Annotated in this window: 13 protein-coding genes; 5 read left to right on the top strand and 8 right to left on the bottom strand. The window is 48.2% G+C overall.

The window, feature by feature from the left end; genetic code table 11:
• Positions 1-2: 2 nt before the first annotated feature.
• On the bottom strand, positions 3-1,400 hold the full coding sequence (locus AC6R0S_RS14855; RefSeq protein WP_500638241.1) for an ethanolamine ammonia-lyase subunit EutB: 1,398 nt from the start codon (positions 1,398-1,400) through the stop codon (positions 3-5).
• A gap of 212 nt (positions 1,401-1,612) precedes the next feature.
• On the opposite strand from AC6R0S_RS14855, the gene AC6R0S_RS14860 reads away from it, so the two are divergent.
• Entirely contained in the window at positions 1,613-2,557 is a 945-nt protein-coding gene (locus AC6R0S_RS14860; protein WP_500638242.1) for a helix-turn-helix domain-containing protein, read from the top strand.
• 42 nt (positions 2,558-2,599) lie between these two features.
• On the opposite strand, the gene AC6R0S_RS14865 is transcribed toward AC6R0S_RS14860, so the two are convergent.
• The gene (locus AC6R0S_RS14865) at positions 2,600-3,637 is read right to left on the bottom strand and encodes a polysaccharide lyase family 7 protein (protein ID WP_500638243.1); all 1,038 of its coding nucleotides are present in this window, start codon (positions 3,635-3,637) and stop codon (positions 2,600-2,602) included.
• Between the two features lie 360 nt (positions 3,638-3,997).
• On the opposite strand from AC6R0S_RS14865, the gene AC6R0S_RS14870 reads away from it, so the two are divergent.
• The 3 genes from AC6R0S_RS14870 to AC6R0S_RS14880 all read left to right on the top strand — a co-directional run bounded on the left by AC6R0S_RS14870 (position 3,998) and on the right by AC6R0S_RS14880 (position 6,837).
• Positions 3,998-4,957, top strand: a complete 960-nt coding sequence (locus AC6R0S_RS14870; RefSeq protein ID WP_334552255.1) for a TRAP transporter substrate-binding protein — start codon at positions 3,998-4,000, stop codon at positions 4,955-4,957.
• Between the two features lie 73 nt (positions 4,958-5,030).
• On the top strand, positions 5,031-5,528 hold the full coding sequence (locus AC6R0S_RS14875; protein WP_487903464.1) for a TRAP transporter small permease: 498 nt from the start codon (positions 5,031-5,033) through the stop codon (positions 5,526-5,528).
• 4 nt (positions 5,529-5,532) lie between these two features.
• On the top strand, positions 5,533-6,837 hold the full coding sequence (locus AC6R0S_RS14880; RefSeq protein ID WP_500631125.1) for a TRAP transporter large permease: 1,305 nt from the start codon (positions 5,533-5,535) through the stop codon (positions 6,835-6,837).
• Positions 6,838-7,040: 203 nt separating this feature from the next.
• Here AC6R0S_RS14880 and AC6R0S_RS14885 read toward each other — a convergent pair whose 3' ends face one another.
• The 4 genes from AC6R0S_RS14885 to AC6R0S_RS14900 form a co-directional block, all read right to left on the bottom strand.
• Positions 7,041-8,510, bottom strand: a complete 1,470-nt coding sequence (locus AC6R0S_RS14885; RefSeq protein WP_500638244.1) for an EAL domain-containing protein — start codon at positions 8,508-8,510, stop codon at positions 7,041-7,043.
• Between the two features lie 96 nt (positions 8,511-8,606).
• Positions 8,607-9,080: a response regulator gene (locus tag AC6R0S_RS14890; RefSeq protein WP_500638245.1), complete on the bottom strand. Its 474-nt coding sequence runs from the start codon at positions 9,078-9,080 to the stop codon at positions 8,607-8,609.
• Positions 9,073-10,407, bottom strand: a complete 1,335-nt coding sequence (locus AC6R0S_RS14895; protein WP_500638246.1) for an ATP-binding protein — start codon at positions 10,405-10,407, stop codon at positions 9,073-9,075. Before AC6R0S_RS14895 ends, AC6R0S_RS14890 begins: the two co-directional genes overlap by 8 nt.
• Entirely contained in the window at positions 10,397-11,815 is a 1,419-nt protein-coding gene (locus AC6R0S_RS14900; protein ID WP_500627680.1) for an SLC13 family permease, read from the bottom strand. Before AC6R0S_RS14900 ends, AC6R0S_RS14895 begins: the two co-directional genes overlap by 11 nt.
• A 400-nt stretch (positions 11,816-12,215) precedes the next feature.
• Here AC6R0S_RS14900 and AC6R0S_RS14905 point away from each other — a divergent pair, with 400 nt between their 5' ends.
• Entirely contained in the window at positions 12,216-12,524 is a 309-nt protein-coding gene (locus AC6R0S_RS14905; RefSeq protein WP_487903459.1) for a hypothetical protein, read from the top strand.
• Positions 12,525-12,689: 165 nt separating this feature from the next.
• Here AC6R0S_RS14905 and AC6R0S_RS14910 read toward each other — a convergent pair whose 3' ends face one another.
• Both AC6R0S_RS14910 and AC6R0S_RS14915 read right to left on the bottom strand, forming a co-directional pair.
• Positions 12,690-13,610 carry a LysR family transcriptional regulator gene (locus AC6R0S_RS14910; protein ID WP_500631129.1) on the bottom strand — a complete coding sequence of 307 codons (921 nt, stop codon included), beginning with the start codon at positions 13,608-13,610 and terminating at the stop codon, positions 12,690-12,692.
• A gap of 125 nt (positions 13,611-13,735) precedes the next feature.
• Positions 13,736-15,616, bottom strand: coding sequence for a methyl-accepting chemotaxis protein (locus AC6R0S_RS14915; RefSeq protein ID WP_500638247.1), 1,881 nt, complete (start codon positions 15,614-15,616; stop codon positions 13,736-13,738).
• Positions 15,617-15,688 lie beyond the last annotated feature (72 nt).

Here is a 15,688-nt window from a genome sequence, read left to right on the forward strand (position 1 = left end):
AACTACACCCCCTGAATTCGATTCATTGCGTTGGAAAACGACTTCGCGACTTGATTACTGAGGCGCACACCGCTGACATCTTCAAAGATCTGCATCTCCATTAACCAACGTTCAAACTCTGGTGCGGGCTTTAGTCCGAGCACTTTTCGCGCATAAAGCGCATCGTGAAAAGAAGTCGTTTGATAGTTAAGCATGATGTCATCAGAGCCAGGGATCCCCATGATGAAGGAGCACTCAGCCACACCAAGTAGCGTCAGCAAGTTATCCATGTCGTTTTGATCCGCGTAAGCATGGTTGGTGTAACAGATGTCGCAACCCATCGGCAGCCCGAGCAGCTTGCCGCAAAAGTGATCTTCTAATCCGGCGCGAATGATTTGCTTCCCATCGAACAGGTACTCAGGACCGATAAAACCCACCACGGTATTCACCAGCAGCGGATCAAAATGACGGGCCACAGCGTAGGCGCGCGTCTCGCAAGTCTGCTGATCGACACCATGAAAGGCATTGGCCGACAGCGCCGTGCCCTGGCCTGTCTCAAAATACATGACATTGTTGCCCACTGTGCCTCGCTTTAGCGAGAGTGCGGCATCTTGAGCCTCTTTAAGAATATTGAGGTTAATACCAAACGTGTCATTGGTACCCTGCGTGCCGCCGATAGATTGAAAAACCAAATCAACCGGCGCGCCCATCTCAATCGCTTCGATGGTGTTGGTCACATGGGTCAGAACACAGGATTGAGTAGGAATCGCGTAATGTTGAATAACATCATCCATGAGGGTCATCAATTTGACCGCTTGCGGCACGTTGTCTGTCGCCGGATTGATACCGATCACCGCATCGCCATTGCCATACATCAAGCCATCGAAAATGGTCGCGGCGATCCCGTTGAGTGAATCTGTGGGATGGTTGGGCTGAAGGCGTGTGGATAGACGTTGGGGTAAGCCGATCGTGTTGCGAAACGCTGTCACCACCTCACACTTCTTCGCGACGAGAATCAAATCTTGATTGCGCATGATTTTGCTCACTGCCGCGACCATTTCAGGGGTTAGGCCAGGCCGAATTGCGGTCAAAGTGTGGCTATCGGCTTCATCACTCAACAACCAGTCTCTCAAGCCACCCACCGTCAGGTGAGCGATCAACTTGAACGCCTCACGGTCGTGTGTCTCGATGATCAAACGCGTGATTTCGTCGTCCTCATAAGGAATAAGAAGATCATCGAGAAATGTGCTCAGTGGCAAGTCCGCCAGCGTCATTTGCGCAATTGCGCGCTCGGTGGCGGATTCTGCTGCCACGCCAGCCAAACGATCGCCTGATCGCTCAGGTGTCGCTTTGGCCATCAGTTCCGTCAGTGAAGCAAAGGTATATACTGTCGTTCCTTGCTGCCGTCGATAAATCGCCATCCATTACCTCTTTTTGGCTATTGGTGCAGTTCTTGCTCTCTTCATCATTCCCAGTAAGAGAATGAACTCTTTAAGCGTGTGTTTAAGAGGAATGAAGCGAAAACTGTTCCAATCAACTATCAAGAATTGGCAATCTTTAACCCCTTTTTATTCAATGAGTTAATGATGGGCGCCCCACAATGGCGCAAAGTGGAGATTAGGAGTATTACAGGATGGATCTCGATACCCCAACCAGTGAACCAAACTTGTGCACTCGTCACTGTAATGATGCAAATCAGCAAGCAGGCCAATTGATTAACTGGCATCAAGAGTATGATCAACTCAGCGAGGGGAATTTTAGTGGGATGATACAAGAGCGACGGTTTCGTCATCTGCATGTGTTTCGTGAAGACAGCAATCGTTCACTTCGTCAGCAATGCTCGATTGAAGAAGGGATATGGCTAGGTCTCAGCGTTGAGGCTAGTGCGATTACTGTCAACCAGCGGCCAATGAATGCTTCTGATATTCTCGTGCGTGATAGCAACAGCGAGTTTGAACTCGTCACACCGCGAGATTATGCCATCTACGGTATCGTCGCTGACCAGTCAGTGCTTGATCATGTACTGTGTGAAACCGACCATCAAGGTTCCGGTCTCAACCCCGCATTACTTGGAATCACAGACGAGTCATCCGCCAATCTCCTCAGACGTTACCTCAGTGTCCTGCTCAATCCAGAAAGGCATGTATGGTCAGCGCACACTCATCAGCGATTATTGTGTGATTTCATTAGCGAATTACTATCTCGCAGCTCTGCGCCAACCCCTCGGGTGGCGGCCCCTCAGCAACAACGTCTTATCCAGAGCGCCATCGACTACGTCACTCAAGCGCCCTCTCATCGCCCCATCACCGTCAGTGATCTCTGCCAAGCGACACATGTCAGCCGAAGAACGTTACAATACGCCTTCGAACACTATTGCCAGGTGTCACCCAAACAGTACATCAAGCGCGTCAGGCTCAATCAAGTAAGGCGTGCTCTACAGGCGCCATTCGAGGATGGTTCGATTTCAGACATCGCTTTTCGCTTTGGCTTTTATCATATGGGAGAATTTGGCCGTAGCTACCGTCAATTGTTTGGAGAGTCGCCGTCTGAGACGCGAATGAGTGGCACTCCTGACTGAGCACGGCGAACTCTTTAGCTATCGAAACACTGTCTATTAAGCTTATTGGCCATTCAGTTTTAACTCTGTGAAGGTCACGCTGTTGTAATCACCGTTGAGTTTGTCCACGGCAAAATCACCCGTGCCCTCGCAACCCGGCCCCCATATTGGGTGACTGTCCTGAACGCTACATTGACCATAGGCGCCTGCTTTAAAGTAGAACGCGTCTTTGGCGTAGCCGTACGGTGAATCCTTGTCATCAATCCCCTTACTCAAATCAATCTCATAAGTCACGGTTTCATGACGGTCCGTTTCAAACGTTAGAGACATGGTGGTTCCGTTGACTTCAATTTGATAACTGAATGACTCACCCAAGGCGATGCCCGCTTCACCAGGCTCGGCATCATTTTCCCAAGTGTTACCCCAGACTGGGTAGGCGATGTCTTCTCTATTGGGATCGTCTTTGGCTAAATTTCGTTCATAGTTCCAGAATACTGAACCCATTTTATGATTTGGAAACTTCTTGTAGAAAATTTTGATCGGTTCGTTTCCGTGACCAAAACCTGTCTTGGCTTTGATTTGATCGTTGTCTTTTTCAGCGTGAATCTGCCCGACTACCACAGAATAGGCGGGATACTTATTTGGATACTTAGCATGAAGAGAGACATGATTAACCTTGAGCGTCGCTTCGAGTTTACCGCCAATAGCACTGAATGATTCGGCTTCTGGATGGCTCGACAATGCCCAGTTGTTTAAAGGATCATGCGTTCCGATGGCAAAGTTCGCGCCTCTTGCCATTTGGCGCAACTCCGAACGAGCATTTTTGGAATTTTTGGTGGTGATGGCTTTATTGTGCACTTCAAACACCAAATGCCCTTGGCTATCGAGATAGAAAAAATCCGAGTGTGAATAACTCATCATCGCGACCCCCTCAATCTCATCGACTCGGCCATCTTGGTTAATGTCTGAAGGAATGGTGATCTTCCAGTGGCGCATGTCGAACTTGTCTGCAGGGACAGGATAGTTCACACCATTATTGGCCACATCAGCAAACGTCGGTAAGGACAGAAGTAGCGATGTTGCCACTAACATTTGTTTCATTTTGATACTCCTTTTTGTGTTATTGTCCTACATACTATCGATCAATTTTCATTCAAAAATAACCAAAAACTAAAAAACCAATGCAACTCACAGTATAAAGTTGTATTTTGCCACGCAGATCAAAATGCCACCAAATCAGCCTAAATTACGCATTAAAGTAAAAACAAAGTCCAAAAATGGTGATTTTAGCAACAATTAATATGAGTAAAATCACAATTCAGTTTAAATTCCACTCAATTATGCTGGCTTGCCGCACATATAAACTTTTGTGTCATTGTATTACAAATAATTCAAGAAAATACTGATGAGGAAGTTTGAAAGACGCTTCACTCTACCGACCAAAATAAAAAGGATGACAACATGAAACAGACGATTCTGACGGTGGCTGCCGCCTCGATGATCTTGGCTTTCGGTGCGCAAGCTCGAACGCTAACATTAGGTCACGCGATGAACCTAGAGAGCGCTGCCCATGCAGGGATGGAAATCTTTGCGGCGAAAGTGAAAGAAAAATCCAATGGCGAAATGGACGTGAAAATCTTTCCTAATGGCATGCTTGGGTCAGAGCGAGATCAAGCAGAGCAAGTCGTGACAGGCGCCATCGATATGGCGAAAATCAACGGATCGTTGGCTGAATCGTTTGAACCCACTTACAAAGCGATCTCTATCCCATTCTTGTTCCGTGATGCAGACCATATGCATACCTTTATGCGCAGTGAGACAGCACAGCAACTTCTCCAGTCTAGCGAAGGAAAAGGGTTCATCGGGCTCACACTGTATGATTCTGGTTCACGCAGTTTCTACAGCTCGAAACCCATTCAAACCCCCGACGATCTTGCTGGCCTCAAAGTCCGTGTTCCAGAATCTCCAACCATGATGGAAATGGTGAGACTGCTCGGGGCACGCGCGACGCCCGTTCCGTTTACGGAAGTGTATACCGCGCTTCAGCAAGGCGTAATTGATGCCGCAGAGAACAACATTTCCAGCTTAGTCGAAATGAAACACTCTGAAGTCGCGAAATACTATTCCATGGATCAACATATGATGACGCCTGATCTCATCATGATTTCAGAAGTGACATGGAGTAGCCTCAATGACGCTCAGAAAGCCATAGTCCGCGAAGCTGCCGCCGAATCGATGGAAGAAGAAATTAAGATCTGGGCTGATATCGACAGTAAGAACAAGAAATTAGCCGAAACATTGGACGTAAAATTTGTTGAGGTCGACAAAGACAAGTTCCGCGAAAAAGTCGCGCCGATGTTGGACAGTGCCAAGCAAGATCCTGTCTTAGGCACCTACATTGAAGCCATCCAAAAGCTCTGATTTCCCCTTAAAGTAACAAGCCCCACCATCGCGGTGGGGCTGCAACTTTGAATCATTGTAAATAGGAGTTTCAATGGTTTCTGCTCTTAACACGTTAAAAACGACGTTAGATAAAGTGATACTCATACTGTGTGGCGTGGCCATTATTAGTCTGGTCATTACTGTGACTTGGCAGGTGTTTAGTCGCTACGTACTTAACGATCCCAGTTCTTTTACTGATGAGCTTGCCCGGTACACCATGATATGGTTCGGTCTGCTGGGTGCCAGTTATCTGTTCGGTAAAAATGGCCATCTGGCCATCACCCTTTTTGTCGGTTCAGTGGGTCCTAAATACCAAAAATACTGCCATCTACTCATCAACTTGGTGTCGTGTGCCTTTATCTATCTTGCCATGATCAAAGGTGGCAGCCAGCTCATTGGTCGGACGATGCTGCAGTTTTCGCCTGCGCTACAGATCCCGATGGCTTATGTCTATTTCATTTTGCCGCTCTCAGGAGCGTTAATGCTGGTTTACCTTCTTCTCAACACCTTACTGCTCTTCAACCAACAAGAGCGACGCATTCAAGGGTAATGATATGGATATCTCTGTAGGTTTTTGGCTTTTATGCCTCTTTATCGTCATGATCAGCTTCAGTATTCCGATTGCGATCGCCATCGCAATGTCCTCACTGGTGATCATGTGTACTATCCTTCCTCCTCACGTGGCCTTCATGACCGCAGGTCAAAAGATTGTGACTGGCATTGATAGCTTCAGCTTGCTTGCCATTCCTTTTTTCATTTTGGCAGGGAACATCATGAATCGAGGTGGAATAGCCAACCGGTTGGTCGAGTTCGCAAAACTCTTGGTTGGAAAAATGCCCGGCTCGTTGTCACATGTGAATGTGATTGCCAATATGTTGTTTGGCTCGGTTTCCGGCTCAGCGGTCGCCGCGGCGGCAGCGGTAGGAAAAACACTAGAACCAGAGCTGGAAAAGGAAGGCTACGACAAATCGTTCGCTACCGCAGTGAATGTAGCGTCGTGTCCATCAGGCTTATTAATTCCACCCAGTAATTCATTGATCGTCTTCTCTGTCGTCAGTGGTGGTACATCCATCGCGGCGCTGTTTATCGCCGGTTATGTGCCTGGCATTTTAATGGGCCTCAGCTGTATGGTTGTCGCCTACTTTATTGCCAAGAAAAAAGGCTATCGAACCTTATCGCAACCCAAAACAGCGAGAGAAATTCTCACCATTACCTGGCGGGCAATACCGAGCTTGGGGTTGGTCGTGGTCGTCATTGGAGGGATTATAGGGGGGATCTTTACCGCCACTGAAGGCGCGTGTATCGCCGTTTTGTATTCGTTTTTCTTGTCATTATGTTATCGCACTCTCGGCGTTAAAGAGCTAAAAACCATCTGTGTGGAAACGGCTGAAATCACAGGGATTATGCTGTTCTTGATTGGTGCATCAACAATTATGTCTTGGGCGATGGCCTTCACCGGTTTGCCTAACCTCATCAGTGAATGGATGCTATCGATTTCAGACAACCCGATTATTATCTTCATTTTAATGAACGTGATTTTGCTCATCGTCGGGATGTTTATGGACTTAACCCCTGCCGTGCTTATCTTCACGCCAATATTTATGCCCATCGCAACTCAACTCGGTATGCACCCGATTCACTTTGCGATGATGATCATCTTCAACCTCTGCATCGGGATAGCGACGCCCCCAGTAGGGACCGCGCTATTCGTCGGCTGCAGTGTCAGCGGCGCAAGGATAGAGAGCGTAATACGTGCAGTTTTGCCTTTTTGCGCAGTATTGATCATCACTCTCCTGCTCATCACCTTTGTCCCAGACATCAGTTTGGCCCTGCCCCGAGCATTCGGTTTGATTCACTGAGTTTAGCCCCCCGTCACGCCATGTAACGGGGGACTTTGCTATTCCCTAAAACCCACTACCAATATTAATATACAGAGCACTCTCTTCGTCACTAAACGCGACATCCATACCGAGATGCAAACCGTAGCGTCTGACAATTTTGTGTACTTGGTTTTGCCTCCTAGCTGAATTAGACGCACTACATCCATTCAACCACGCCACAACTATAGATCTAACTGCCCAAGCGGCACAGGTTTACTGTACAGGTAGCCTTGGTGCAAGTTGACCCCTTGTGAGAGAAGGTAATCGGCTTGTTCCGCGTACTCAACCCCTTCGGCGATCATGGTCAGGTTGAGCGCTTTGGCTAGATTAATGATGGCGTTAAGCACTGGTGCGCTCACGCTGTCGACGCCGATGGTATCAACAAAGCACTTGTCAATTTTAAGCACATCGATTTTGGTCTGCTCCAACACCGCGAGTGAGGTTTGTCCGGTGCCAAAATCATCAATCAACACTTCGAGGCCTTTTTCGCGCAACTTTGCTATACCCTCCCGGGCTTGACCATCAAGTAATTGACGCTCGGTCACCTCTAAACCTAATACAATGTTGAGCTTTGCGAACTGGTGGTGATGATTCACCAAAAATAGTTGCTTCTCCGCTAAGGCAAAGTAACCCGGCGGGAAATTGATCCCTAAGTGGAACGGCGCATCAAAGTGGCGATCGCACCAATCATTCCATGCTTGCTTGACCACCACATCGGTCAACTCATTGATTAAGTCAAACTCCTCCATCACGGGAATAAACACATCCGGATAGATCAAACCTCGAGTGGGATGCTGCCAACGCACCAACGCTTCCACCCCGACCGTTCGACCACACGCCGCATCCACTTGCGGCTGATAATGGAGCACAAACTCATTGCGACGCAGTGCGAGCTTAATTTCTGCGTACATGCTCCGCTCTGCGCTCAGCTGAATTCTAAGTAAAAACACCGCGATATAAAGCACGATTAACGCCAGTACTGCGAGACTCACGTAATACAGCGTGGTCTGTCGAATTAACTCGCTGCTCGCCTCGACGAGTATTCGATGGCCAAATTGACTGGACTCAATCGAATACACGAACCAACTGTTTGGGATGCTCGCACCAGCAGGAGCAACTTTGCCGTTTACGATTAACACAGCCGTATTGATGTTCGGCTCCGTCAGATAGCCCAAACGTGCCCGCATAAAATCTCTATCCACCAGCGACACTGCGTGGTAGATCTCTCCATCAATCACACGTGAATTAATCACCGCTAGTGAGACATCCACAGAGTTAGGGAGCGGCACCACCTCAATGGTCTGATTTTCCACCGGTTCGGTCAGCGGAAACAACGCACTGGTGTTGCTCAATGATGAGCAGATCACTTGGCCATTGCGGAGGGTTTGCTGCTCTTCCACCTCACGTTCAAAGCGCATGTTTTGCTGAATAACATGACAGAGATTGGGCGCGATGAGTGCGGCGCGGTTTTCATCAAGAATACCGTTGATGATGCGCTCATAGGTGACCATGTAATGGTCACCGATATCTTGCAAGGTTTGGTGAATTTTTTGCGTAGCAAAGTAGACTGAGGCAACAAAAATCAACAGAGGCGGGATGACATACACCGCGAAGCGCGACGAAGCTTTTTTAACCTGACGATATCCAACCATAGCCAACTCAACTTACTGTTTATAATAATATTATAAACATAACCTCAACATCGAGGTTATTCAATTTTCCTGTGCACTTTCACGCTTTGTTTGCGCCTAGCTGAGTCGTTTCAATACGATGGTTTGATCAAGCTGCTGATGAAAAGGTTGATAATCGAGTCCCGTATCAAACAGATACTCTGTCACCAAGCTTCGCACGCACCCTTGCAATTCCTTTGCGCTCCAAGGTTTTTCAAAATATTGACTCACCCCGGCGGTGTTGATAGCAGTAATGGTGTCGGTGTGGGTCGCTTGTCCAGTGAGTAATACTTTCTTGGTGTACTTAAATCGGTGGTCATTGGTGATCTCGGTTAACAGTTCTACCCCTGTCATTCCAGGCATAACATGATCTGAGACCACGACTGCGATAAACTCGCCCTGTGCATCAAGCTCATCCATTAACTCCAGCACTTCCTCACCAGATTCACAATCTAACACCGTGAGCCATTGGTTGAGTGGCTCTAAATCCTGAACGACCGCACTTAATACTTCTCGTTGGTCGTCAACACAAATGACATTCAGCTTATCCATTGCTCTCTCCTAACGGTAACTTGACGCGAAAAATGGTGCGTGAAGGATCGCTTTTGACCACCACACTACCGCCATTTTCGCTGACGATTCTTTTAACGATGGCAAGCCCAAGGCCCAAGCCAAACGATAGACCACCTTTTTTGGTGGTGAAATTGGGCTGAAAAATTTTGCGCCGGGTCGGCTCATCAATCTCTGGCCCATTGTTTGCGATGGTGACCAAAATCCTCTGGTTGACCACCTTAGTGTGTATCTCAATCATCGGGTCGTCTGTGCTGCGCATCGCATCACACGCGTTTTTAATGATGTTGCTCCATACCTGAACAAATTCGGTCGAGGAGCCTTGAATCCTTGGTAATTGAGCAGGCCGCAAGTGCACATTCACTCGGCGTAAATCACTTTGCAGCAACGCAAGGGCTTTGTTGAGGGTGTCGTTAATATCGAGCAGCTCCAACGGCTCAGTGTCCGTGCGCCCAAGCTGTTTCACCGATTTGACTATGGCAACAGAATGGCGCGCTGCATTGCGTAAATCGTGCATCCCCCTGCCCATCTGCCAATATTTGAGCGCAGAATTGACATCGCAGAGCCATTCGCTTGGCACCTCATCACTGGCCAACGCGCGTGCGAGCGCACTGGCGGTTTTACTATCAACGCGATAGCGCTGCTCGATGTTTTTTGCCAAACGGCGAATCTCTCGTGACGAGATCATTTGCCCTTGCCGCAAGCCAAAATCAAAATGCGCCTTATAAGCAGGTTTGACCTCAGAAAGCAGTTCACTCAGTTCTTGTTGCAGGCGCTCCGTTTTGCTACTGACAACACCAATCGCATTGTTGAGTTCATGGGCGATCCCCGCAGCCAGTTGACCCAAGGTGGTCATCTGCTCGGCGGTATGCAGCTGTTGCAACGCTTTTTCTTTGGCTAGCGCTTCTTGGGTCGCTCGGTGCTGGCGGCGATTGAGTTCATTGACCATCACCGGCATAAACTGCGCATTGAGCGGCCCCAACCGTTTTGGCTCCACCGCTGCCGTGGTGCGATCAATCCAAGCCAGTTTGACGTCCGTTTTGCTGATGACCGTGGAGGAGGCCATCCACGTCCCGGAGAAAAAACTGTGCACGCCAATGAAGGCACTTGGCCCAGCGGTAAACACCTTAATACGTTTGCCTTTGGATTCGGATTCAACAAACCCCTCAAGCTCACCTTCTCGAACATAGTAGAGCCGATCGTTACTGCCATTTTGTTGCAAGATCACCTGATTCGCCGCCAAATCAATTTGGCGTTCTGGATCTGAAAAATAGTGACGAATCAGCTCGTCCATGACGTTATCCAACATGGCCGATAAGATTTAAAATCCACACCAACACAAAGCTCAGTAATACGCCCACCACGCCAAGAATCACCCCGACTTTTGCCATCTGGTTACTCTGTACGTGACCGGTTGCGTGGGCGAGCGCATTGGGTGGCGTACTGATTGGCAGCGACATGCCAAGCGAGGCAGCGAATGTCACCACAAGAATCAAGGTCACTTCACCGCCCAATGGCGCCAGTGACGTCATCGAGGTGCCAAGTGCGGCCATAATAGGCATCAACAAGTTGGCGGTGGCGGTATGAGACATGAAATTCGCCATCAACAAGCAGAGCATTGCAGCGCCAAACAGGACAACGTAAGGAGAGAAAGCATCGAACGGAATACTGTGAACAACACTTTGTGCTAATCCGGTTTTGTCCAGCGCGAGACCGAGCGCAATACCACCGGAAACGAGCCATAGGACATCCCAAGAGATCTTCTTCAAATCTTCTTTGTTGATGATGCCTGTGAGCGAGAAGATCGCGACCGGAATCAGCGCCACGGTGTAGGAGTTCATACCGTGGCTTGAGCCCATCAACCACAATACAATCGTCAGCGTGAATGTCGCGTACACTAAGATTGCTTTCGGAGTTTTGAGGAACTTTCCTTTGATCGACAGTTCAATGCGTTGCTGCTGCGCACGGTAGAGGCTGTTCATTAACACCCATGCGAGCGCCATCATCACCACGACAAACGGCACACCAAATGCCATCCACTCACCAAAACTGATGCTGTTCTCCCCCACCAGATACTTCAACGCGATCGCGTTAGGCGGCGTACCGATTGGCGTACCGATGCCGCCGATATTGGCCGCGACCGGAATACAAAGTGCAAACGCCACACGCGCTGGATCTTTGGGGCCAAACAGCGCAATCACAGGCGTTAAGATCGAGAGCATCATCGCTGTGGTGGCCGTGTTGGACATAAACATGGAAAAGATGCCCGTGATCAGCATTAACCCGAGCATCACATACTTAGGATCATGGCCAAACGGTTTGAGTAATACTCGTGCTAAGTTCACATCCAACCGGTATTTGGTTGCGGCCATCGCCAAGAAAAAACCACCCAAAAACAGCATGATAATTGGGCTTGCGAAGGTCGCCATAATGTCAGAGTAGTTGAGTAAGGTACCAAAGTGCGCCTCACCCTCATTGGCGCGAAACCAATAAATACCCTTGTTGGAAACCAGCAGTAATTCCAACACAATAATCACCACTGACGTGGCATAGATGGGGATCGGCTCAAATACCCAGCACAACGCAGCCAGTAAAAAAATCGCCGTTACACGTTGTTGTACTAGCGTAAATCCGTCAAACGGGAAAGCGGACAGAGGTAAGGCGAGAACGATCAGTGGAATCACGATCGGTATAATGAATTTCAAGTACTTTTGCATGACACAGCTCATCCTGAGAATAATTTCTCGCCGCAGTATCAGGCTTTAGAAAGCTGACGACCCTAGTGTCGGATCAATCTTTTTGCAACTATACCAATGAGTTATTTGGAATGTGATCTAGAGCTCACTTTTCACGTGCTACGCGACAACGTGGCTGACATCAAGCGCTCAATGTGCTGTCATCCGTGCTCGCCAGAAAAATAAACGTGCAGATTTAGCCACAATCAAATTAATTTCGTGACATTGGGGTGGTTAAATTAAAATTCAATAGCGACATTGTTGCCATTTTTGCACATGTAAAATGACAAACGTGATATTTATCACACTTATGATTTCGCGCAGAATACATTCCGTACAGAGAACAACTTCTCCCATGTGAACAAATTCTGAGGAAATCAAAATGAAAAAAGTATTATCAGTACTCGCCCTTACCACACTGACTTCAAGCATGGCTTTTGCGGCTAGCGACTACACACTGAACGTTGAACCTAACAACAACCAAGCGAAAGTTACCGTATTGAAAGATGGCCAACCGGTCAGCAACGTACCGGTTAAAGTCGTCGGCAACGGCACCAAAACTCACATTTCAGGCTCAAAAGGCACCTTCGTTGCGGCAAACTTGTTCGATAACGGCCGTACCTTCACCTTTGAACTGGTTGATGACAACGGCGAAGTCGTTCGCGAACAACGTTACCTCACTTCATTCTAAGTTAGACGGTTGCTGTCCACAGCTGTCTGCGTGAATCGTCACAGTGAGACGCGCCTTGTACGGCCAGTCTGCTCCGTATATCAAAACGCCCAGTATCAACTGGGCGTTTTTTATTGCTCGGACGTTATGGTTCGCTCTGCTTTCACTCAATCTACTTGGTGTATGTTAGCTAAAGTACTGCTCCCACACTGGCGGCGTCCCGATGACTTGCTGAGCAATATCAATAAAGGCTTTTGCCAAAGGCGAAACGTTGCGGTGAGTATACAGGGCGTAGACATCACCAAAAGAGGGCATGTGATAATCGGGGAGCAACTGAACCAACCCCATCTTTTCGATTTCTTTGGAAATCATAAACTGACCAATCATGGCATACCCCATCCCTGATTTAACGCTGTCTATCACTAACTGAGGCTCATTGACGCGATATGGCCCGGTCATGGTGAAGGTGTCCAAGCGCAAGTTATCTTTCGAGTGGATCTGCAATTTATCAATCACAATACTGCTGTTAGCGTAAATAACCGCAGGGAGGGCCACCAATTGCTCAGGGGTCTCAGGCAAACCATGCTGCTCAACAAACTCTTCAGACGCCACCAGCGCCAATTTGTTGTCCGCCAGTCGTTTCGCCACCATGGACGAATCGCGCATTGGGCCGATGCGAAACGCGAGATCAATACGCTCTTTGATCACATCAACACGCAAATCATCCAGCACCAAGTTTACGGTCGCTTTCGGGTATTTCTCCAAAAACGCTTCTACCACCTTTTGAATGTACTTACGCCCAAACAGCGTGCTGCTTGAGATCCTCAAGTTGCCGACCGGCTCACTATGGTAAGACTCGGCAATTTGCTTGGTCTCTTCGAGCAGCGAACTGACTTTATTGGCTTGATCCACAATCTGATAGCCGACATCGGTTAGCGACAACGAACGGGTAGTTCGGTTGATAAGCCTTACCCCTAAATGCTCTTCAAGCTGTTTCACCTGCTTAGAGAGCACTGAACGGTCGAGATTGAGTCGGTCTGCCGCTTTGGCAAACGAGCCCGCTTTCGAGACTTCCAGCAACAGCTCCATCCTACTGGCCAAATCCATTCACACCTCTAATTATCTATCCACCATTCATTACGCCATAGTAGCGGAGCTACACAAAAAAATTAAGCCCGCCAAATGGCGAGCTTAATGTGTAGTCTTGATAAACCAAGTGCAAGTCGAAGGCGTTACACTTTGAAAAAGCCAAGTTCTTCTTTTTGCGTGACCGCGAGTTTTGACAGCTCAGCCGAGGCTTGCAGCGTTTCATCCACACCCGAGACGTTCTTTTGCACCAGATCATAGGCGTGAGTGGTGTTTTGGGAAATGTCCTCGGTGACGCTAAATTGCTCTTGCGCGGCGGTGGCCACTAGCGTGTTGATTTCAGAGATGGCGTCCACCGCACGATAAATCTCTTCAAATGAGGCTTTGACGCGATCGGCGAGCTCGACTGACTCCTCAATCAACTCAACATTTTTGCTCATATTGTGCTGCGCCACATCAGATTGTTTTTGCAGCTTTTCAATGATCTCTTTGATGCTTACGGTAGAGTCTTGCGTTTTGGATGCCAAACTGCGCACTTCGTCGGCCACAACGGCGAAGCCTCGCCCATACTCACCCGCACGCGCCGCCTCAATGGCTGCGTTCAGCGCCAGCAAATTGGTTTGCTCTGAAATGGTATTGATGACTTCAATCACACTGCTGATCTCCAGCGCAAACTGACGCAAATCACTGACAATTTGCGCGCTGTCATTGACAGAGGCGCTGATAGAATCGGTCAAGGCGATATTTTTCTCGAGAGTCAGCTTACCGTTGGCGACATTCTCACGTGCACCTTTGGCAACCTCTTCCGCTTGCACCGCTTGCTGACTCACCTCTTGAGAGGTAGAAGACAACTCATTGATGGCTGTGGATATTTGCTCCATCTGCGCCAACTCTTGATGTGCGTTGGATTTGGTGTCATTCATGATGACGTTGAGCTGCTCAGACGCCGAAGAGACGCTTTCTGAGATGCCGTGTGTGTTCTTAATTAGCTCAGAGAGTTGCAGTTTGAGCTTGATCAGAGAGAGATAAATACCCGTCTCTTTGCCCGTTTGCGGGATCTCTTGACTGAAATCCCCTTTGGCCATCTCTTCCATCAAATGCGCAATTTCATCGGGCGTACCGCCAACCGGGACTAATACCAGCTTGTCGACCAACACAAACAGCACGCCAATCGCTAGCAGCAGACTCACAAAACCTATAACAGTAGATGTGATCAATTGATCGTTCGCATTGCGCTCAATTTGCGCATCGCGGATGAAGGTGACGAACTTCCATCCACTGACGTCCAGTTTTGTCCAAAAGGCGGTGAAGTCGGTCGCCTTACCATCCACGACTGCCTCGTATTGTAGGATCTGGGTATCCTTGTTGAATTGTTTATAGAGCGGGCGCTCTTGGTAGATGTCTTTTCCTAATAGATCTTGATACGGGGATAGCAAAATAGTGCCATCTTCACCGTATAGGAACATGTCATTGCGACCTTTGATTTTAGTCAGCAATGAATCGAGATAGATCGAGGTGATCACAGCCACTTGAGGATTGATTTTGTAGGCCAATACCACCACTTCTTTTTGTGTCACAGCAGAGACAAAAGGAGGCGAAACGAAAAATGTCTTCCCTTGTGTGAACAGTGCATTGTAATAAGACCGGCTGAGCTCTTTAACGTTGAAATCCATTTGGCGACCTTCCACGTTGTATATGCCGCCATCCACATCAATAATATACGCGCCCTCAATAAAAGACTGCTGTGTGCGATAAAGCATTTCCAACTGCGTCACCGCTTTGGTCGATAAACCTTGGTCAGTGATATCACCAACGCTCACCTTAACGCCCGACAAGACGTGTTGGTAGCCAGTAAACTTCTCAGTTAGGTAGGTTTCTACTGCAGCATTTTTCTCCATCAGCACTGTTTGGCTGAGAGCCACGCTCTCCTCTTTGAATGATAAAAATCCAGTCACCGTCAGCAATGCAACGATGACAACAATCATGCTGCCAATCGCCGCGGATATTTTCAGTTTGAATGAATTCACACTCATTTCCCTTTGTCATTATTGAAATATGCACTAAGGGTAAAGCGATGCTGCCAATCCTTTATTGATCGG

This window comes from Vibrio sp. R15-SG3-ISO1B, from assembly GCF_059833835.1.

What these genes read in the sequence shown, in the direction of transcription:
- AC6R0S_RS14870 (WP_334552255.1), top strand. Translation starts at nt 3,998, where the DNA reads ATGAAACAGACGATTCTGACGGTGGCTGCCGCCTCGATGATCTTGGCT.
- AC6R0S_RS14885 (WP_500638244.1), bottom strand. Translation starts at nt 8,510, where the DNA reads ATGGTTGGATATCGTCAGGTTAAAAAAGCTTCGTCGCGCTTCGCGGTG.
- AC6R0S_RS14855 (WP_500638241.1), bottom strand. Translation starts at nt 1,400, where the DNA reads ATGGCGATTTATCGACGGCAGCAAGGAACGACAGTATATACCTTTGCT.
- AC6R0S_RS14860 (WP_500638242.1), top strand. Translation starts at nt 1,613, where the DNA reads ATGGATCTCGATACCCCAACCAGTGAACCAAACTTGTGCACTCGTCAC.
- AC6R0S_RS14905 (WP_487903459.1), top strand. Translation starts at nt 12,216, where the DNA reads ATGAAAAAAGTATTATCAGTACTCGCCCTTACCACACTGACTTCAAGC.
- AC6R0S_RS14875 (WP_487903464.1), top strand. Translation starts at nt 5,031, where the DNA reads ATGGTTTCTGCTCTTAACACGTTAAAAACGACGTTAGATAAAGTGATA.
- AC6R0S_RS14865 (WP_500638243.1), bottom strand. Translation starts at nt 3,637, where the DNA reads ATGAAACAAATGTTAGTGGCAACATCGCTACTTCTGTCCTTACCGACG.
- AC6R0S_RS14880 (WP_500631125.1), top strand. Translation starts at nt 5,533, where the DNA reads ATGGATATCTCTGTAGGTTTTTGGCTTTTATGCCTCTTTATCGTCATG.
- AC6R0S_RS14890 (WP_500638245.1), bottom strand. Translation starts at nt 9,080, where the DNA reads ATGGATAAGCTGAATGTCATTTGTGTTGACGACCAACGAGAAGTATTA.
- AC6R0S_RS14900 (WP_500627680.1), bottom strand. Translation starts at nt 11,815, where the DNA reads ATGCAAAAGTACTTGAAATTCATTATACCGATCGTGATTCCACTGATC.
- AC6R0S_RS14895 (WP_500638246.1), bottom strand. Translation starts at nt 10,407, where the DNA reads ATGTTGGATAACGTCATGGACGAGCTGATTCGTCACTATTTTTCAGAT.
- AC6R0S_RS14910 (WP_500631129.1), bottom strand. Translation starts at nt 13,610, where the DNA reads ATGGATTTGGCCAGTAGGATGGAGCTGTTGCTGGAAGTCTCGAAAGCG.